The sequence below is a fragment of the Corynebacterium comes genome, from assembly GCF_009734405.1.
Taxonomy (GTDB): domain Bacteria; phylum Actinomycetota; class Actinomycetes; order Mycobacteriales; family Mycobacteriaceae; genus Corynebacterium; species Corynebacterium comes.
The window spans coordinates 498,534-515,896 of record NZ_CP046453.1; the positions used below are offsets into that span (position 1 = coordinate 498,534).

The 17,363-nt window shown below is 68.3% G+C and carries 18 protein-coding genes; 12 read left to right on the forward strand and 6 right to left on the reverse strand.

Annotated features, from left to right (window positions below; translation table 11 throughout):
* Positions 1–169: 169 nt before the first annotated feature.
* From rplM to CETAM_RS02500, 6 genes are all read left to right on the forward strand, one after another.
* On the forward strand, positions 170–613 hold the full coding sequence (rplM, locus tag CETAM_RS02475; protein ID WP_156226927.1) for a 50S ribosomal protein L13: 444 nt from the start codon (positions 170–172) through the stop codon (positions 611–613).
* Positions 610–1,155, forward strand: a complete 546-nt coding sequence (rpsI, locus tag CETAM_RS02480) for a 30S ribosomal protein S9 (protein WP_156226928.1) — start codon at positions 610–612, stop codon at positions 1,153–1,155. Before rplM ends, rpsI begins: the two co-directional genes overlap by 4 nt.
* 188 nt (positions 1,156–1,343) lie before the next feature.
* The gene (gene glmM, locus CETAM_RS02485) at positions 1,344–2,687 is read left to right on the forward strand and encodes a phosphoglucosamine mutase (RefSeq protein ID WP_156226929.1); all 1,344 of its coding nucleotides are present in this window, start codon (positions 1,344–1,346) and stop codon (positions 2,685–2,687) included.
* Between the two features lie 82 nt (positions 2,688–2,769).
* The gene (locus CETAM_RS02490; protein WP_156226930.1) at positions 2,770–3,069 is read left to right on the forward strand and encodes a hypothetical protein; all 300 of its coding nucleotides are present in this window, start codon (positions 2,770–2,772) and stop codon (positions 3,067–3,069) included.
* Positions 3,069–4,421 carry a hypothetical protein gene (locus CETAM_RS13910; RefSeq protein WP_156226931.1) on the forward strand — a complete coding sequence of 451 codons (1,353 nt, stop codon included), beginning with the start codon at positions 3,069–3,071 and terminating at the stop codon, positions 4,419–4,421. Before CETAM_RS02490 ends, CETAM_RS13910 begins: the two co-directional genes overlap by 1 nt.
* Positions 4,415–4,609: a hypothetical protein gene (locus CETAM_RS02500; protein ID WP_231587555.1), complete on the forward strand. Its 195-nt coding sequence runs from the start codon at positions 4,415–4,417 to the stop codon at positions 4,607–4,609. Before CETAM_RS13910 ends, CETAM_RS02500 begins: the two co-directional genes overlap by 7 nt.
* Here the strand turns inward: CETAM_RS02500 and CETAM_RS02505 are convergent.
* Entirely contained in the window at positions 4,606–5,451 is an 846-nt protein-coding gene (locus tag CETAM_RS02505; RefSeq protein WP_156226932.1) for a poly(ethylene terephthalate) hydrolase family protein, read from the reverse strand. The genes CETAM_RS02500 and CETAM_RS02505 overlap by 4 nt on opposite strands.
* A 154-nt stretch (positions 5,452–5,605) precedes the next feature.
* Here CETAM_RS02505 and glmS point away from each other — a divergent pair, with 154 nt between their 5' ends.
* Positions 5,606–7,468 carry a glutamine--fructose-6-phosphate transaminase (isomerizing) gene (glmS, locus tag CETAM_RS02510; RefSeq protein WP_156226933.1) on the forward strand — a complete coding sequence of 621 codons (1,863 nt, stop codon included), beginning with the start codon at positions 5,606–5,608 and terminating at the stop codon, positions 7,466–7,468.
* Positions 7,469–7,491: 23 nt separating this feature from the next.
* Here the strand turns inward: glmS and CETAM_RS02515 are convergent, their stop codons facing one another.
* The gene (locus CETAM_RS02515) at positions 7,492–8,622 is read right to left on the reverse strand and encodes an NAD(P)/FAD-dependent oxidoreductase (RefSeq protein ID WP_156226934.1); all 1,131 of its coding nucleotides are present in this window, start codon (positions 8,620–8,622) and stop codon (positions 7,492–7,494) included.
* A 2-nt stretch (positions 8,623–8,624) separates the two neighbouring features.
* The gene (locus CETAM_RS02520) at positions 8,625–8,825 is read right to left on the reverse strand and encodes a ferredoxin (RefSeq protein ID WP_156226935.1); all 201 of its coding nucleotides are present in this window, start codon (positions 8,823–8,825) and stop codon (positions 8,625–8,627) included.
* 104 nt (positions 8,826–8,929) lie between these two features.
* Here CETAM_RS02520 and CETAM_RS02525 point away from each other — a divergent pair, with 104 nt between their 5' ends.
* The 4 genes from CETAM_RS02525 (at position 8,930) to tsaE (ending at position 12,844) form a co-directional block, all read left to right on the forward strand.
* Positions 8,930–9,877: a LysR family transcriptional regulator gene (locus tag CETAM_RS02525; RefSeq protein ID WP_156226936.1), complete on the forward strand. Its 948-nt coding sequence runs from the start codon at positions 8,930–8,932 to the stop codon at positions 9,875–9,877.
* Between the two features lie 82 nt (positions 9,878–9,959).
* Positions 9,960–11,165, forward strand: a complete 1,206-nt coding sequence (locus tag CETAM_RS02530) for a cytochrome P450 (RefSeq protein ID WP_156226937.1) — start codon at positions 9,960–9,962, stop codon at positions 11,163–11,165.
* A gap of 93 nt (positions 11,166–11,258) precedes the next feature.
* Positions 11,259–12,356 (forward strand): alanine racemase, encoded by a 1,098-nt coding sequence (alr, locus tag CETAM_RS02535; RefSeq protein ID WP_156226938.1) that lies wholly within the window; start codon positions 11,259–11,261, stop codon positions 12,354–12,356.
* A complete protein-coding gene (tsaE, locus tag CETAM_RS02540; RefSeq protein WP_156226939.1) occupies positions 12,353–12,844 on the forward strand; it encodes a tRNA (adenosine(37)-N6)-threonylcarbamoyltransferase complex ATPase subunit type 1 TsaE in 492 nt (163 codons plus the stop codon). The genes alr and tsaE overlap by 4 nt, the downstream gene beginning before the upstream one ends.
* 32 nt (positions 12,845–12,876) lie before the next feature.
* On the opposite strand, the gene CETAM_RS02545 is transcribed toward tsaE, so the two are convergent.
* Together CETAM_RS02545 and CETAM_RS02550 are read right to left on the reverse strand one after the other, a co-directional pair.
* Complete coding sequence (locus CETAM_RS02545; protein WP_156226940.1) at positions 12,877–13,641, reverse strand: hypothetical protein; 765 nt, start codon at positions 13,639–13,641, stop codon at positions 12,877–12,879.
* 347 nt (positions 13,642–13,988) lie between these two features.
* Positions 13,989–14,738, reverse strand: coding sequence for an NUDIX hydrolase (locus CETAM_RS02550; protein WP_231587556.1), 750 nt, complete (start codon positions 14,736–14,738; stop codon positions 13,989–13,991).
* Between the two features lie 61 nt (positions 14,739–14,799).
* Here CETAM_RS02550 and nadB point away from each other — a divergent pair, with 61 nt between their 5' ends.
* Positions 14,800–16,485 carry an L-aspartate oxidase gene (gene nadB, locus CETAM_RS02555; RefSeq protein ID WP_156226942.1) on the forward strand — a complete coding sequence of 562 codons (1,686 nt, stop codon included), beginning with the start codon at positions 14,800–14,802 and terminating at the stop codon, positions 16,483–16,485.
* Between the two features lie 184 nt (positions 16,486–16,669).
* Here the strand turns inward: nadB and CETAM_RS02560 are convergent, their stop codons facing one another.
* Positions 16,670–17,176 (reverse strand): hypothetical protein, encoded by a 507-nt coding sequence (locus CETAM_RS02560; protein WP_156226943.1) that lies wholly within the window; start codon positions 17,174–17,176, stop codon positions 16,670–16,672.
* Between the last annotated feature and the right edge of the window lie 187 nt (positions 17,177–17,363).

A 17,363-nucleotide genomic window follows, 5' to 3' on the forward strand; every position in this document is an offset into this window, starting at 1 on the left:
CAGGAGAAGCGCGGGCGGAGGCGGTTTGGTTTATCCGGGGGCGGTCCCCTACACTAAAACGGTTGTGTGCACTGCGCGCGGGTCTCCACCGGCCGCCGCGCTCCAGTCACGTACACGCGAAGTTCTTTTTCGGCCGGCAGCCCCCAGACAGACTTTCAAGGAGTCATTAGTGTCTACTTACCACCCGAAGAGCGGTGACATCACCCGTAAGTGGTACGTCATCGACGCCACTGACGTGGTCCTGGGCCGACTCGCCACCCACGCAGCTGATCTGCTGCGCGGCAAGGGCAAGCCCCAGTACGCACCGAACGTTGACTGCGGTGACCATGTCATCGTCATCAACGCCGACAAGGTTCACGTGTCCTCCAACAAGCGTGACCGTGAGATGCGCTACCGCCACACCGGTTACCCGGGTGGTCTGCGCTCCATGACCCTGGGTAAGGCTCTGGACACCCGTCCGGACCGCGTGATCGAGGAAGCTATCACCGGCATGATGCCGCACAACAAGCTTTCCGCCGCTTCTGTGAAGAAGCTCCACGTTTTCACTGGCTCTGAGCACCCGTACGCCGGCCAGCAGCCCGAGACCTACGAGATCAAGCAGGTGGCACAGTGACCGAGCAGAACCAGAACGAAGACCTGAACGTGGCTGAGGCCGACGACATCGAGGCAGCCACCGCCGCCACCGAGGAGTTCGCCTACACCATCGGCGACGCCGTCGCTCCCGAGGTCACCGAGGACGAGGTCGAGGCAGCTGCCCCGATCGAGCTCGACGGCCCGATTCAGACCGTTGGTCGCCGTAAGCGCGCCATCGCCCGCATCCACGTGGTTGTCGGCTCCGGCAACATCACCTGCAACGGCCGCTCGCTCGAGGATTACTTCCCGAACAAGCTGCACCAGCAGGACATCCTCCAGCCGCTCGAGCTGCTCGAGCGCAACGGCCAGTTCGACATCAGGGCCAACATCTCCGGTGGCGGCCCGACCGGCCAGTCCGGCGCCCTGCGCCTGGCCATCGCCCGTGCACTGAACCTGTACAACCCGGCTGACCGCGCCGCCCTGAAGAAGGCCGGCCTGCTCACCCGTGACGCTCGTGCAGTTGAGCGTAAGAAGGCTGGTCTGCACAAGGCACGTCGTGCCCCGCAGTACTCCAAGCGTTAAGCTCCGCCTTCGCTTGTCGACGCCGTCCCGCCTTCCGGTGGGGCGGCGTTCGCCGTTTCCGACAACGTGAGCAATGTTCATCAACGGGCCGGTCGGCACCTCCCCGGAGGACCATCCGGGGCGTCGACAAGCGCCCGCAGGTGCCCCGCCTGCCGCGAAGCAGGGCGGGGACGTGCATACTGTTCTGCATGACTCGACTCTTCGGTACCGATGGCGTTCGCGGGCTCGCGAACAAGGATCTCACTGTATCCATGGCGCTTCAGCTGGGTGCGGCGGCGGCGCACGTGCTCACCCGGGACCGGGCGGCGAGCGACCGTCGTCCCACCGCGATCGTCGGCCGTGACCCGCGCGTGTCCGGTGAGATGCTGGCTGCAGCACTGTCCGCCGGTATGGCGTCCCGGGGTGTGGACGTGCTGCGGGTCGGTGTCCTCCCCACCCCTGCCGTGGCTTTCCTCACCGACGACTACGGCGCGGACATGGGAGTGATGATCTCCGCGTCGCACAACCCGATGCCGGATAACGGCATCAAGTTCTTCTCCGCCGGTGGCCGTAAGCTGCCGGATTCGGTGGAGGATGAGATCGAGGCTGCCATGGCGGAACTGCCCGACGACGGCCCGACCGGCACCGGCGTGGGACGTGTCATCGAGGAGGCCCCGGATGCCAAGGACCGCTACCTGAAGCACCTCGCGGAGGCCACCCCGGTGGATCTGTCGGGCATCAAGGTCGTCGTTGACGCCGCCAACGGCGCGGCCTCTGCCGTCGCGCCGAAGGCGTATGCGGCGGCGGGTGCCGAGGTCGTCGCCATCCATAACCGGCCCAACGCCTACAACATCAACGACAACTGCGGTTCCACCCATATGGGTCAGCTGCAGAAGGCCGTTCTCGAGCACGGCGCGGACCTCGGTCTGGCCCATGACGGCGACGCCGACCGCTGCCTTGCGGTCGACGCGCAGGGCAACATCATCGACGGCGACCAGATCATGGCTGTCCTCGCGGTGGCGATGAAGGAGAAGTCGGAGCTGCGGAAGAACACCCTCGTCGCCACGGTCATGAGCAACCTGGGTCTGCGTCTGGCGATGGAGGCCCAGGGCATCACCATGCTGGAGACGAAGGTCGGTGACCGCTACGTCCTGGAGGAGCTCAACGCCGGCGACTACCGCCTGGGTGGCGAGCAGTCCGGTCACATCGTCCTGCCCGTGCACTGCACGACCGGTGACGGCACCATGACGGGACTCAAGCTCATGGCCCGGATGGCCGAGACCGGCGAGTCCCTCAGGGACCTGGCCAGCGTGATGAAGGTCCTGCCGCAGGTGCTCATCAACGTGCCGGTGGACAACAAGGCTGCCATCCTTGAGTCCGCGGCCGTCCGGGAGTCGATGGCCGAGGCCGAGTCGGAGTTGGGTAACACCGGCCGCGTTCTGCTGCGCCCCTCCGGTACCGAGCAGCTGTTCCGCGTCATGGTGGAGGCCTCCGAGAGCGAGCAGGCCCGCCGCGTGGCCGGCCGCCTCGCCGCGGTGGTCGCAGCGGTTTAAAGCCGTCGGGAACCTTTCGCCCCCTGCAGCAGTCCAATGTTGGTGACACACCAGCCACGGACTTCTGCAAGGGGGACTTTTCATGTCCGAGCTCTTCCTCGACCACACGGGGGCGCTGCAGGCGCTCAACCACCTGGTCGCCGATGGTGAGGAACAACTCGCCCGCCACATCAGCACCAGCCCGGCGTTGCCCGCCACCACCGCAGGCCGCGACTTCACCGACCGGGGCACCGCGATCGCCGCCCTGCTACAGCGCCTACATGACGTCGGCGCCGAGCGTATCGACGCCGTCCGGGCCACCGCCGAGGCCGCGGCGTCGCAGGTGCGGGTACTTCGCGACGTCGACAAGCAGTTGGCCGCTGACCTCGGTGGTGAGCGCTGATGCCCGCACCACTGGCGGCCGCCGGCTACCGGGGAATCGTACAGATGCTGGCGAATGCCTCCCGCGGGAGCTATCGCGGACCGGTGGTGCCCGTCGACGCGGTTTCGCGGGCGCTCAGCTCCACGGAGGGGCTCGACCCGGGTCAACTCGTCGAGCACACCCGCGCCGCCGTCGGAATGTCCAGCACCTCGGGTGTGCGGGGCGACGTCATCGAGTCGCTCTTCACCTTCCTGTCGCAGGCGGCCTTCGGTGAAATCCTCGGCCGGGTCGTCGACAACATCAGTGATTGGTTGGCCAACCGGGACGACAGCGGGGACATCGCCAGGGACGCCGAGGACGCCGGGGAGGCGCTCCGCGACATCGAGGACGTCGCCGACACCGGCGTTGAGGAGATTCTCATCGCCCTTCGCGCCGTGATCACCCAGCTGTGCGCATTCCTCAACCAGGTGGACCCGGCCAACCATCCACGCGAGTTTGCCGAGTGTGTCGCCGCAGGGGCGGACCTCATCGACTCGGCAGGCAGCACCATCCTCGACTGCTGCCGGGACCGTGACACCGCCGTCGCCTCGTGTCTGGATGAGTTCATCGCCCGCGGCACCACTGTCTGCGAGAGGCCCGCTTCCTGCGCCCGCACGGAGGTCGTCTGCGACGACGGCACCCCGGCCGCACCCTCCGGCCAGGTTAAGCCCACGCAGACGCCGACGGCGCCCCAGTCCGTGGAGCCGGCACCGGAGCCGCCTGTGCCGCCGAAGAAGCCGGTGGAGGAACCGACCGTGCCCACGGCGCCCCAGTCCGTGGAGCCGGCACCCGAGCCGCTTGTGCCGCCGAAAAAGCCGGTGGAGGAACCGACCGTGTCCACAGTGCCCCAGTCCGTGGAGCCGGTTGACGAGTGTCCGGAAATCCCGGAAATCCCGGAAATCCCGGAAATCCCGGAGCTACCTGATCCGCCGGAAACTGTGGAACCGAACGGTACTGACTGTTGCGGGATCCTCGGACTCGTCGGTGTGGGCGCCGCGCTCCTCGGCGTCGGTCTGCTGATCAGCTCGCTCGAGGACTGCATACTGGAACCCGCTCCAGGGCCTGCATCCGAACCTGTGCCGGAACCTGCTCCCGAACCGCCACCTCCACCGAAACAGAACCTGGCCGACGTACCCGAACCGCCGCCTCCACCGAAACAGAACCTGGCCGACGTACCCGAACCGCCGCCTCCACCGAAACAGAACCTGGCCGACGTGCCTGAACCGCCGCCTCCACCGAAACAGACGGCGGTACCGGTGGCCGTGCCACCTGTGGCGCCGGAGCCTCAGCCCACCCCGGTGCAGGGTGGCGCCCGGAAGGCAGGTGAATGGTGATGGAATTCGAGGAGTTCTCGCGACAGTTCCGTCAGCGGACCACGCAACGCATGATCGAGTTCGAGAAGGCACTGGCGCAGTCGCAGCAGCGCGTGGAGAAGGCCGTCACGCCGCCGGCGCCCACGCCGCAACGCCCCCGGCCGGGATCGGCGAGGGGCAGGGTGCAGGGACTGCTGCGGAAGAGTTAGAGCCTGGTGCTGGTGGTGAGCTTGATGCCGGCCTTGTCGGCCAGCTCGGCACCGGTGAAGGACTCGACGCCCTTGGCGGTAGCGAGGGCCTCGGAGAAGGCGGAGTACTTGCGCTCATCACCAAGCCGGTGCAGGAGGAAGCCGGTGAGCAGGCCACGGGCGGTCTCCTGGCCGGAGAACTGCGGGATGCCGAGGCCGAAGGCCATCTTGAGGAGGTTGTCCTCGGTGAAACCGGCCTGGTTTCCGCCCTTGATCTCCCGGTAGGCGACCTCGCCTCCCCAGTTGAAGGCGACTTTGGCGGGGTTGCCGGCGCCGAAGAGATCGACGCGGCCGGGGGCGATGACCAGGCCCGGGGCCTTCACCGCACGGGCGGCCTCGGAGGCCGGCGGGGCTGTGTCCGCAGGGTAGAGGGCTCCGACGGCCCTGATGCGGGGGTTGTTCGCGGCGGTGAGGATCGCGGCGCCGGCGCCCATGCCGTGGCCGGCCACGCCGAGCCTGCCCGGGGAGACTGTCACCTTGCCGTTGCCGAGCTTCACTCCCGCCGCGATCTGCAGCGCGGTCTCCAGGTCGGCGGCGAAACCACGGTGGTCAGGGACGAAGCCGGTCTCGGTGTCGGGGGCGGTGACCACGATTCCCCAGCTCGCCAGGTGGCGCAGGGTGGCGTGGTAGGTCTTGACCGACTTCAGCCAGTCGTGTCCGAAGGCGATGGCAGGCACGCCGTTGCCCTCTGCGGGCGCATAGACCTTGCCCGCGATTCCGGCGTAGCTGAGGTCGCCGACGAGGACGCGGTGCGGGCCACGCTTGGACAGTTGAGCCAGGTGCTTCTTCAGATTCGCAGACACGGATCCCAGGATAGTGGAATACCGTCCGGCTGAGGTTGCGAACGTCACACTGCGGGAAAACGGCGAGCGTGTGGGGCGGGGCGGGGGAGGGGCGGGCGTCGGCAAGCGGGGTATACCTGTCGCGGGACCGGTCGTTTCGTCTACGATTTCCCCCATGTGTGGAATCGTTGGATACGTCGGTGAACGTCAGGGTCTTGGTATTGCGCTGGAGGCGCTGCGGCGGATGGAGTACCGCGGTTATGACTCGTCGGGCATCGCAGTCGCCGACGGCGCCGGGATCTCCCTGGTGAAGCGTGCCGGAAAGCTCGCCAACCTGGAGGAACGGATCGCCGAGGTCGGTGAGGACAGCATGCGGGGAACCACCGCCATCGGGCATACCCGCTGGGCCACCCACGGCCGACCCACCGATGAGAACGCCCACCCGCACCTGTCCTATGACGGCCGCGCGGCGATCGTCCACAACGGCATCATCGAGAACTTCGCCTCGCTGCGCACGGAACTCGAGGCGGCCGGCATCGAGCTCTCCTCCGAGACGGACTCCGAGGTGGCGGCCCATCTGCTGGCGCGCGCCTACAACGAGGGGGAGACCGCGGGCGATTTCCGGGCGTCCGCGCTCGCCGTCCTCGGCCGTCTCGAAGGTGCTTTCACCCTCCTGTTCACCCATGCCGACCACCCCGGCCAGATCATCGCTGCCCGCCGTTCGACGCCGCTGATCGTCGGTGTCGGTGACGGGGAGATGTTCCTGGGCTCGGACGTCGCCGCGTTCATCGAGTTCACCAAGGAAGCCGTCGAACTCAACCAGGACAACGTCGTGGTCATCACCGCCGACGGTTACGAGGTCCTCAACTTCGACGGCTCGGCCGCGCAGGGCCGTCCCTTCACCATCGACTGGGACCTGGCCGCCGCGGAGAAGGCCGGCTACGACTCTTTCATGATGAAGGAGATCCACGAGCAGCCCGCCGCCGTCCGCGACACCCTCGCCGGTCACTTCCATGACGGCCGCGTGATCCTCGACGAATCGAACATCTCCGAGAATGACCTCAAGAGCATCAACCAGGTCTTCGTCGTCGCCTGTGGCTCGGCCTACCACTCCGGTCTGCTGGCCAAGTACGCCATCGAGCACTGGGTGCGCATCCCCGTCCAGATCGAGGTGGCCTCCGAGTTCCGTTACCGCGACCCGGTGCTGGACGAGCGCACCCTGGTCCTGGCCATCTCCCAGTCCGGCGAAACCGCCGACACGCTGGAAGCCGTCCGCCACGCCAGGACCCAGGGCGCGAAGGTGATGGCGGTGTGCAACACCAACGGTTCCCAGATTCCGCGGGAATCCGACGCCGTGCTGTACACCCACGCCGGCCCGGAGATCGGTGTGGCGTCCACCAAGGCGTTCCTCGCGCAGGTGGCCGCGAACTACATCGTCGGACTGGCGCTCGCCCAGGCCAAGGGCACCAAGTACCCGGACGAGATCCGCGAGATCTGGGACGCGCTGGAGGGGATCCCCGCCAAGATTGAGCAGCTCCTGGCAGTGAAGGGCCAGGTCAAGGAGATCGCTGACGATCTCGGCGCCGTGCGCACCATGCTCTTCCTCGGTCGTGGCGTCGGCTTCCCCGTGGCGCTGGAGGGCGCACTCAAGCTCAAGGAGCTGGCTTACATCCATGCCGAAGGGTTCCCCGCCGGCGAGCTCAAGCACGGCCCCATCGCGCTGATCGAGGACGACCTGCCGGTGGTGGTCGTGGTGCCCTCGCCGCGCGGCGTGAAGCTGCTGCACTCCAAGATCGTGTCCAACATCCAGGAGATCCGGGCGCGCGGCGCGAAGACCATCGTCATCGCGGAGGAGGGCGATGATTCGGTGGAGCCCTACGCCAACTGGCTCATCCGCATCCCGGCGACCTCATCGATCATGCAGCCGCTGCTGGCCACCGTGCCGCTGCAGTTCCTCGCGGCGGACATCGCCCGCGCGTGCGGCAACGACGACATCGACAAGCCGCGCAACCTGGCCAAGTCGGTGACGGTGGAGTAGCCGGGGTCGGATCGGCCTCCGGGCTACGGCGTCGCCGGCTCGGTCCGGGCCAGCGTGTGTAGACGGGGGATCGGCATGCGCATGTTCAGGGCTGCCGCGGTGCCGGACTCCGGCCAGTGGAGGACCGCCGAGCGTTCCTCGAGTGAACCCTTGACCACCACCGGGTCGGTGCCCTGCGGGATGGGGCCGGACATCTTGAGGTTGAGACCCCACTGGTCGGTCCAGAAGTAGGACTGGAAATCCAGGGGATCGGCGTCGTCGCCCCGGATCAGCGCGGCGGCGGCGACCTTGGCCTGCTCGATGGCGGCTGTCCAGATGGGGGTGCGGCGCGGCCCCTCGCCACGGTCGATGAGTACGACGTCGCCGGCGGCGACGATGGAGTCGGTGACGCGGCAGCGCTCGTCGGCGATGAGACGGCCGTCGACAAGCAGCCCGGAACTTTCCAGCCAGGCGGTGTTGGGGAGGTCGCCGGCGGCGGTGACCACCAGGTCGGAGGTGAGTACGGTGCCGTCGGTGAGGGTGACCGCCATGCCTTCTCCTTCCTCGCGGACGGAGGAGACCATGGAGTCGATGATGTTCAGGCCCTGTTCGAGTGCGGCCCGGGTGAGGATGCCGCCGAGCAGCGGTCCCAGGTGCAGTTCCATCGGTGTGCCGGGGTGGATGAGGGTGACGTCGCAGCCCAGGCCCACGGCGCCGGAGGCGACCTCCATGCCCAGCGGCCCGCCGCCGATGACGGTGACGGTGGGGCGGTTGACCAGGCTGGCCTTGAGCCGGGCAGCGTCGTCGAGCGAGCGGATGGTGTATTCGCGGGGGGAGTCGGTGAAGCGTCGGGCGTGCGAGCCCGTGGCGATGACCAGGCCGTCGTAGGTGAGCTCGGTGCCGTCGTCGAGCGTGGCCACACGGTTGGCCGGATCGAGGCCGGTGACGGTGCGGCCGAGCAGTTCGGTTGCGCCGTGGGTGGCCGCGGGCAGGGTGCCCACGTCGAGGTCGTCGCCCGGGGCGAGCGCCACCTTCGACAGGGCGGGGCGGGAGTAGGTGGCGTGGGGCTCCTCGCCGACGACGGTGATGGTCCCCTCGTAGCCGAGGCGGCGCAGGGTGTCGCCTGCGGTGAGGCCGGCGATGCCGTTGCCGACGATGACGACGTGTGCGGACATCCTCACACCAGCTTCAGTGCGGCGACGGGGCAGACGCGGACAGCGTCGCGGGCGGCGTCGAGGTCTTCCGGGCCGATCTCGGCGCGGTCGATGATGAGCTCGCCGTCATCGTCCAGGTGCATGAGGTGAGGCGCGGCCTCCTCGCACAGGCCGTGGCCTTCGCAGCGGGGGCGGTCCAGTTCGATGCGGGTGGTGGCACTCATGAGGGGATCCTTTCAGTGATGCAGGTCATGTTTTCCTGATCGACAGCGTGACAGATTCGCCGCAATCTGTCTAATGAATAACTGGCATGCGCTACATTCGAAATATGAATAGTCAGAACCCTGTCCAGCTGTCCACCGGGACCTTCGGGGTGAAGCTGGCCTCGGTGGATCTCAACCTGCTCGTGTCGCTGCACGCCATTCTCGAAGAGCGTTCCGTCACCGGCGCGGCCGAACGGGTGGGGCTGTCGCAGCCTGCGATGAGCCACGCCCTGCGGCGCATCCGGAAGCTCTTCGGCGACGAGATCCTCGTCCGCGAAGGGGGGCGCAGCCTGCTCACTCCGCGGGCGCAGGAGCTGCTCGGCCCTCTTCGGGTGGTGCTGCACGGGGTGGCCGGTCTGCTCGGCGGGCCGGCCTTCGATCCGGAGACGAGCAGGCGGACGGTGACCGTCGCGATGTCGTCGAGCATGGCCTACATTCTCGGGCACGCGATCACGACGATGCTGGAGGAGGAGGCGCCGCGGATGGGGTTGCGGATCATCACCACCACGATCCCGAGCGATGCGGTCTTCACCGAGCAGGGGGTCGATGTCCTGCTGCTCGCCGAGGGTTATGAGATCGACCATCCGCGTGAGCGGCTCTTCGACGACGAGTGGGTGGTCATCGGCGGCGTGCCGGAGTTTCATGAGCGGGATGTCATCGTCACCCTGCAGGACTGGCCGCACGTCGCGCTCATCTCGGACCGTCTCACGCGACCCTATGAGGTGCTGCGCCACCGTGGCGTCGAGGTTGACGTCCAGGTCCGGATCAACGACTACCTTCTGCTGCCGCAATTCGTTGCGGGCGCCCGCAAGGTCGGCCTGCACCGGCGTTCGGTGGCGGAGCGGATGGCGGAGTTCTATCCCCTGTATCTCGCCGATTTCCCGTTTCCCATGCTGGGGCTGGGCGTGGACATGGTGTGGAATCCGTGGCTCGGTGACGATGCTTTCCGCAGGTGGTTGCGCGATCTGCTGCGGCGAGCATGTGACATGCAGGGTGTGCATAGACATGATTAGGAGTATTCATTGGACGGATGGAAGCGGGGCGGGTTTACTGTGACCCAGATCAAGTCACAGCCCGCTACGAGAGGTGTCCCTCATGTCCGCCCCGTCCTCCACCGCCCCCGGCGTATCTGTCCCGACCTCCGACATCGACCTGTTCTCGGATGAGGTCCTCTCCGTCAACGACGACGCCGTCTTCGCGCAGCTGCGCGAACTCGGCCCCGTGGTCTACCTGCCCGCCAACGACTCCTATGCCGTCACCCGCTACGAGGAGGTCCGCGCCGCGCTGGGTGATCCCGCGACCTTCTCCTCGAAGTCCGTCGCCTTCAACCCGCAGATGAACGAGATCCTCTCGGGCACCTCCCTGGCCTCCGACCCGCCGGAGCACGGCAAGCTGCGCGCCATCCTCACCGACAACCTCTCGCCGCGCGCCCTGCGTGGTATGAAGGACGACATCAACGCCTCCGCCGAGAAGCTCGTCTCCGAGATGGTCGAGCGCGGCTCCTTCGACGGCATGGCCGACATGGCGGTGGCCTTCCCGGTCTCCGTCGTCCTCGACCTCATCGGCGTCCAGGGTGGTCTGCGCGAGAAGATCCTGCCCTGGGGTGAGGCCGCGTTCAACCTGCTCGGCCCGCTCAACGAGCGTGCCCAGGCCTCCTTCCCCGTCGCCGGCGAGCTGTTCAAGTGGACCCACGAGGAGATGCAGGGGGAGGACCTCGCCGAAGGCTCCATCGGCCGGGCCATCTTCGAGGCCTCCGAGCGCGGAGAGATCTCCCACGAGTCCTTCGGCTACATCGTCCACCAGATCCTCGCGGCCGGGATGGACACCACCATCACGACCATCGGCAACGCCCTGGTCCTGCTCGGCCAGAACCCGGAGCAGTTCCAGAAGCTGCGCGAGGATCTCTCGCTGGTCCCCTCCGCCCTGGCCGAGGTCATCCGCCTGCGCACCCCGGCCCCGGTGTTCGGCCGCCGCGCCACCAGGGACGTCGAGGTCGGCGGCACACTCATCCCCGCCGGGGCCCAGGTCGCCCTGTGCTACGGCTCCGCCAACATGGACCCGCGCAAGTTCGACAACCCCGAGGTCTTCGACATCACCCGCAACGCCGTCGACCACATCGGCTTCGGCTACGGCATCCATGCCTGCGCCGGCCAGGGCCTGGCCAAGCTGGAGATCCACGGGCTGCTCAGCGCCTGGGCGAAGCAGGTCGCCAGCTACCGGATCGGCGCGGTCGTCCCGCGCCTGAACAACTTCACCCGCCCCTACGAGTCCATCGAGGTCACCGACATCGTGCGCGCGTAACCCCCGCTTCCCGACGCCGCCCCTGACCGCCCTTGTGCGGTCGGGGGCGGAGGCGTCGTGTTCCAGGGCGACCAGGGTGGCACAATGTCACCCATGGATCTTCTCTCCACCCGTATCGATCTCGACGCCATCGCCCATAACACCCGTCTGCTCAAGGAGCTGGTGGGTGACACGCAGCTGATGGCGGTGGTCAAGGCCGACGGCTACGGCCACGGCGCCGGCCGCGTGGCGGAGGTGATGGCGGCCAACGGCGCCGACTGCTTCGGCGTGGCTACCCTGAGTGAGGCCGTCCAGCTGCGCGAGGGGGGTGTCAGCAAGCCCATCCTCGCGTGGATCTGGAACCCGGAACAGGATCTCGCGGAGGCTCTCGCCCTGCGCATCCAGCTCGGCGTCCCGTCGCTGCGCCATGCGCAGGCACTTGTCGACGCCGCCGTCCCCGCCCGGGTCACCGTCAAGGTCGACACCGGGCTGCACCGCTCCGGCGTCGACGAAGCCGACTGGGCGGAGGTGTTCGCGCTGCTGCGTGACGCCGAACACCTCACCGTCACCGGCCTGTTCTCCCACCTCGCGTGCGCCGATGAGCCGGAGCACCCGGCGAACGACGAGCAGGGCGCAACCTTCCAGCGCGCCATCGACCTGGCCCGTGAGATGGGCCTGGAGGTGCCGGTCAACCACCTGTGCAACTCGCCCGGCACCCTGACCCGCCCTGACCTGCACCACCAGCTCGTCCGCGTCGGACTCTCCCTGTACGGACTCGAGCCGATCGCCGGCCTGGACCACGGGCTCAGGCCCGCGATGAGCTGGATCGGGCGGATCACCGTGGTCAAGCCCGTCCGGCCGGGCGAATCCACCAGCTACGGGCACACCTGGACGGCGGCGGAACCCGGCTGGCTCGCCGTTGTTCCGGCCGGTTACGCCGACGGCGTGCCGCGCGCCTGGCAGGGCACGCTGCAGGTGGGTATCGGCGGAAAGCTCTACCCGCAGGTCGGGCGTGTGTGCATGGACCAGATCGTGGTGGACCTGGGCGCCAACGAGTTCGGCGTCGCCCCCGGGGATGAGGCCGTGCTCTTCGGTGAAGGCGGCATGAGCGCCGATGAGCTCGCCGCCGCCACCGGCACCATCAACTACGAGATCGTCTGTACCCCGTCCGGGCGTACCACCCGCACCTATGAGGGTGGAGTGCAGCTGTGAGATCGTCGTTCCCCCGGGCAGGATCCCGCGAACTGGGCACCGCCGAGGAGACGCAGGCGTTCGGCGAGGAGCTCGGGCATGCGCTGGAGGCCGGCGACGTGGTGATTCTCGACGGTCCCCTCGGCGCGGGCAAGACCACCTTCACCCAGGGCATCGCCCGCGGCCTGCAGGTCAAGGGGCGGGTGACCTCCCCGACATTCGTCATCGCCCGGGAGCATCGCTCCACGGTCGGCGGGCCCGCGCTCATCCACGTCGACGCCTACCGGCTGCTCGGCGAGGGCTCGTCGGGCGACCCGCTCGGCGAACTTGATGCGTTGGACCTGGACACCGAGCTTTCCGACGCCGTCGTCGTCGCCGAGTGGGGCGGCGGGCTGGTCGAGCAGATCGCCGACGCCTACCTGGTCATCCGGATCGACCGGGAGACTGCGGTGCTGCGTGACCCCGACTCCGAGGCACGGATCTTCACCTGGGAGCTCGTGAGGGCTTAGGGGCCGCGCCTTCGCCGTCTTTCTGGCGTGCTCTAGTTGGCCCGTCGCTTGAGCACGAGACCGGCGCCGGCGGCAGCGGCGGCCAGGCCCACGGCCAGGGCGATCAGGGTGCCGCCGAGGCCGTTGTTGGCCAACTGCATCTGCTGGGCGGCCTGCGTGGGGGTGACTTCCTCGGTGGCCGGGGCAGCGGCGGCGGGAACGGCTGCGGGAGCAGTGGCCGGGGCATTCATGGCCTGCTGCTGGGCCAGGACCTTGTAGTCGACGAAGTCGGCCTGCTGGTCCGAGGCACCTGAGGCGCCGGAGTCTCCCGAGTGTGAGCCGTCGCCGGAGGCGGTGTCGTCATGGATGTCGTCCTCGCACGGAACTTCTTCACGATCGTTCCAGGTGCGGCTCTCGGTGATGTCCTCCTCGACGACCGTGTACGTGACGGGCTCGGAGACCTGGTTCTTGGAGTAACCGAAGTGGTAGGCCACTGCGGTGTACTCGCCCGCCGGGGTGCCCGCCGGGATGTCTGCGACGATGGTGCCCGCACCCTGTCCCGGACCTTCTGTGGTGTCCGTGTGGTGGAAGGTCCAGCCTGCGGGCCCCTCCACCTCCCCGATCGGCCAGTCTCCCTGGCGGGCGACGGGCTCGGCGACGGTACGGGTACCCACGACCTCCTCGTGGGTGACCACCTCTTCCACGAAGCACTTGTCCCCGATCTCGAGGATCTGGTCGGCGGAAGCCGGCGGGGCGAGGAAGGTGAGGGAGGCGAGGGAGGCGCCGGCGACCGCTGCGGCAATGCGTTTGTTAAACATACTTTTCCTTTGTGGGAGGTGGGTCCTTGTCGGACTGTTCGCCGGGGTCGGGCACCTTCGGCAGTGGCCACAGGCAGAAACCGACGTCGATGGCGGAACGTGCTGTGCTTCGAACGTTAGGTCAATCTGGTCGGAAAGTATGGGCCAGCGAAGGTGATCCTGTGGAAACCGGGAAAGATGCGGCCATTATCAGCCCCATATGGGGGTGGTATCTGATTATCTCCCGATTTAAGATTGCAATAATGCGTCCAATTACTTTCAAAATGTGACGACAGGGACTGATGTTTCTCGAGTGACGTCAAGAGGGCTCGTCCTCGGACTGCGGCGGATGGGTGGACGGCCGGGATCTACCCGCCCTGCGCAGTTTCTTCCCGCGGTCGAAGCACGGCGAAAGGGTCGGTGACCGTCAGTTCGTGCCGGGTGAAGCGGTACAGCTGAGCGGGCCTCCCGCCGCCGGTGCCGGGCGTGGCACGTTCACCGGTCGGGGCGAGCTGCCCGCGCCGCGTGAGGATGCGCTGGAGATTCGTCGCCGAGACCTCGTGCCCGAGCACCGCCGAATAGGCGTCGCGCAATTGTGCGATGGTGAAGGTTTCCGGGGCCAGCGCGAAGGCGATGTTGGTGTAGGACAGCTTGGCGCGCAACCGCTCGGCCCCCGCCTGTGTCAGCTTGCCGTGGTCGAAAGCCATGTCCGGCAGGCTGGCCACCGGCAGCCACGCCAGATCCTCGTCCGCCTCCGGTCCCTCCGACCAGGGGAGCAGGGCGAGGAAGGCGGTGGCGATGGTGCGGTCCCACGGATCCCGCCCCGGCGCGCCGCAGGTCTCGAGCTGCTCCAGGTGGACCTGCCCGGCCACTCCCGTCCGGTGCCCCAGGTGGCGCAGCACCGACTCGCCCAGGGTTTCGTCGACTTCGACGGGTCCGCTGGGCAGTGCCCACTGGTCGTCGAAGGGCGGGCGACGTCGCCGGTAGGCCAGAACCTCCAGGCCCCGCGGCGAGGCGTCGGTGAACCCGACCCGCAGGAGCACCGCGACAGCCTCGTGGCGGTACTTGGCCACACCCTCCGGGTCGCGGAGAGGGCCTGGGTTCCTGGAGGTGCGCACGGCCCGGATGCTAGCATGCTGCGTAGTTTTCGACTCCGGGTCGAAAACCCGAGGAGGAGCCATGACACCCACCCACACCACCGGCATGCTCGCCACCCCCGCGCCCACCTGGCAGCGGGCCACCGGGGTCGTCATCATCGGCTCCGGGGCCGCCGGTCTGACCGCCGCCGTCCACCTGGCCGAGGCCGGCGTCCCCGCTATGCTGCTCACCCGCGCCACCGACCCGACCGAATCCGCCACCGACTGGGCCCAGGGCGGGCTGGCGGCGGTGTGGGATGCCGCCGACACCGCCGGGGCTCACTTCGCGGACACCCTGACGGCCGGTGCCGGGTTATGTGATCCCTCGGCGGTGCGCACCCTCGTCGAGTCCGCCCCGGGGGTCATCCGCCGCCTCATCAACCTCGGCGCCAGATTTGACCGGGCCGGGGACGACTATGACCTGCACCTCGAGGGTGGCCACAGCGCCCGCCGGATTCTCCATGCCCGCGGTGACGGCTCGGGCAGGGAGGTCGAGCGCACGCTTCTTCACGCCCTGCGTCGGCGCCTGGATCAACCCGGTTGCAGCGTGCGGCTGCGCACCGGCCTGCGGGCCATCGACGTGCTCACCGACGGACACGGAGCCGCCTGTGGGGTGCGCGTCCGGGACGGGGCAGGTGCCGTGGGCGACCTGCTGGCCCCGACCGTCGTCCTGGCCACCGGCGGGGCTGGCCAGGCCTGGACGTTGACGTCCAACCCCGCCGTGGCCACCGGCGACGGGCTGGCCATGGCCTGGCGGGCCGGGGCGACGGTGCGTGACGTCGAGTTCACCCAGTTCCACCCCACGATCCTCCACCGCCGTGCCGGGGAGTCCCGCACAGGTGGGCGCGATGTCCTCGTGTCCGAGGCGGTCCGCGGCGAGGGGGCCGTACTCATCGACCATGCCGGGCGCCGCATCATGCTCGGCGTGCACCCGCTGGCGGATCTCGCCCCGCGTGACGTCGTCTCCGCGGCGATGCACGCCCACATGTCCGCCACGGGGGAGGAGTGTCTGCTTCTCGACGCCCGCCACTTCGGCGCGGCGGCGTGGGAGTCGAAATTCCCCGGCATCCTCGCCATGTTGCGCGAACGCGGCGTCGACCCGGTGAGTGACCCCATCCCGGTGCGTCCCGGCGCCCACTACCTGTGCGGCGGGGTGGCCACCGACATGGAGGGACGCACGAACGTCCCCGGACTGTTCGCCATCGGTGAGCTCGCCGCCACCGGGGTACAGGGTGCGAACCGGTTGGCCTCCAATTCGGTGCCCGAGGCGCTCGTCATGGGCGACCGGCTGGGGCGGTGGCTGCGCGACCTGCCCCTTGACCTGCCCGGTGAACCCGTCCCGCGTCGTACCCTGCCGCTCGCCGACTCCGCCAACCTGGCCCGGATCAACGAGCTCATGGACACTCACGTCGGGGTGTTGCGGACGGCCGAGGGGCTGGACGCGGCGATGGCGGGGCTTGCCGCTCTGCCCACCGGTCAGGTGCTCGACGACGACGCCCTGGACGCTACTGCCGTGCACACCACTGCGCTGCTGGTGGCGCACGCCGCCCGGGAGCGTGAGGAATCACGGGGTGCCCACCGGCGGGCCGATCATCCGCAGGCATCCCCGGCCTGGGAGGCCCACGTATGCCTGCAGGCGGGATCCGCGGGAATGCGGGTCAGCCGGGAACCGGTGGGGCAGGCGGCCACCGCCACCGCGCCCGCCGGGGCTGCGGTTCACGTGGGTTGATGTCCCGGACCGCGTCGTGGGCGGGCACTCGGCTGCCTGATCATTGACAAGACAAAGCGAGAGTGTTCAGGATCGAAGTTGTGGACAACGACCTGGACACTCTCGCAATGTCACTGTACATCACCACCGACGACGAACCCGACACCCGTCCCGCACGGTGGCGCCGGGCCGGAGGGCCGGCCGGCTAGAGGAGGAAGCGCGACGCCTGCCGGTAGAAGGGTTCGGACTCCCGACCGGCGTTGAGCGCCACGAACGTCGTCGCCTCGATGCCGGCTCCCCGGTCGTCGAAGATGTACAGGATCGGGTCGGCCCCCATGCTGTGGAGTGCGTGGCGGACGGGGCGGGAACCGAGGGCGTCGGAAAGCGCGACGAGGGAGATGCGCTGCCATTCCTCAGTGGTGCCGGCCCAGCTGTCGCGGAGGTCGTGGGTGAGACCGCAGACCTCGGCGAGAAGCGGGTTGTTCAGAGCCGTGCAGAAATCACCCGGGGCCCACCGGCGGTGCGGTTCTATCCCTACCGTGTCGGAATCGTCCAGCACCGCGAACCAGGGGAGCAGGTCGTCGGTGGTGGACACGAGCATCGCGCCGTAGAGTTTGTGGCCGGGCAGGTGGTCGGAGTGCAGCTCGAGCGTCTCGACGAGCGCGAGTGAGAGGCGGTAGCTGAACGTCTCGATGGAGTGGTGCACGGTCATCGGAAATCTCCTGCCGAGATATGGTGGTGAGGTCACTGTAAACGCCCCACGTCCGCTCCGCCACAGGTCACGTTCTCCCGCCGGATCCCGCGCGGAACCTTGGGTGACCAAGGCATCGATCCAGTTGGACTCCGGGGGTGGACAGTCGTGGAAGGAGCGCAGGATCTCGGGTTCCTGCGCCCGCTCG

Coding starts and splice junctions, on each gene's coding strand:
- CETAM_RS02520 (WP_156226935.1), bottom strand. CDS start 8,825: ATGAGTGCCACCACCCGCATCGAACTGGACCGCCCCCGCTGCGAAGGC.
- CETAM_RS13910 (WP_156226931.1), top strand. CDS start 3,069: ATGCCCGCACCACTGGCGGCCGCCGGCTACCGGGGAATCGTACAGATG.
- CETAM_RS02530 (WP_156226937.1), top strand. CDS start 9,960: ATGTCCGCCCCGTCCTCCACCGCCCCCGGCGTATCTGTCCCGACCTCC.
- CETAM_RS02500 (WP_231587555.1), top strand. CDS start 4,415: ATGGTGATGGAATTCGAGGAGTTCTCGCGACAGTTCCGTCAGCGGACC.
- CETAM_RS02545 (WP_156226940.1), bottom strand. CDS start 13,641: ATGTTTAACAAACGCATTGCCGCAGCGGTCGCCGGCGCCTCCCTCGCC.
- CETAM_RS02490 (WP_156226930.1), top strand. CDS start 2,770: ATGTCCGAGCTCTTCCTCGACCACACGGGGGCGCTGCAGGCGCTCAAC.
- glmS (WP_156226933.1), top strand. CDS start 5,606: ATGTGTGGAATCGTTGGATACGTCGGTGAACGTCAGGGTCTTGGTATT.
- glmM (WP_156226929.1), top strand. CDS start 1,344: ATGACTCGACTCTTCGGTACCGATGGCGTTCGCGGGCTCGCGAACAAG.
- CETAM_RS02560 (WP_156226943.1), bottom strand. CDS start 17,176: ATGACCGTGCACCACTCCATCGAGACGTTCAGCTACCGCCTCTCACTC.
- CETAM_RS02525 (WP_156226936.1), top strand. CDS start 8,930: ATGAATAGTCAGAACCCTGTCCAGCTGTCCACCGGGACCTTCGGGGTG.
- nadB (WP_156226942.1), top strand. CDS start 14,800: ATGACACCCACCCACACCACCGGCATGCTCGCCACCCCCGCGCCCACC.
- CETAM_RS02515 (WP_156226934.1), bottom strand. CDS start 8,622: ATGTCCGCACACGTCGTCATCGTCGGCAACGGCATCGCCGGCCTCACC.
- alr (WP_156226938.1), top strand. CDS start 11,259: ATGGATCTTCTCTCCACCCGTATCGATCTCGACGCCATCGCCCATAAC.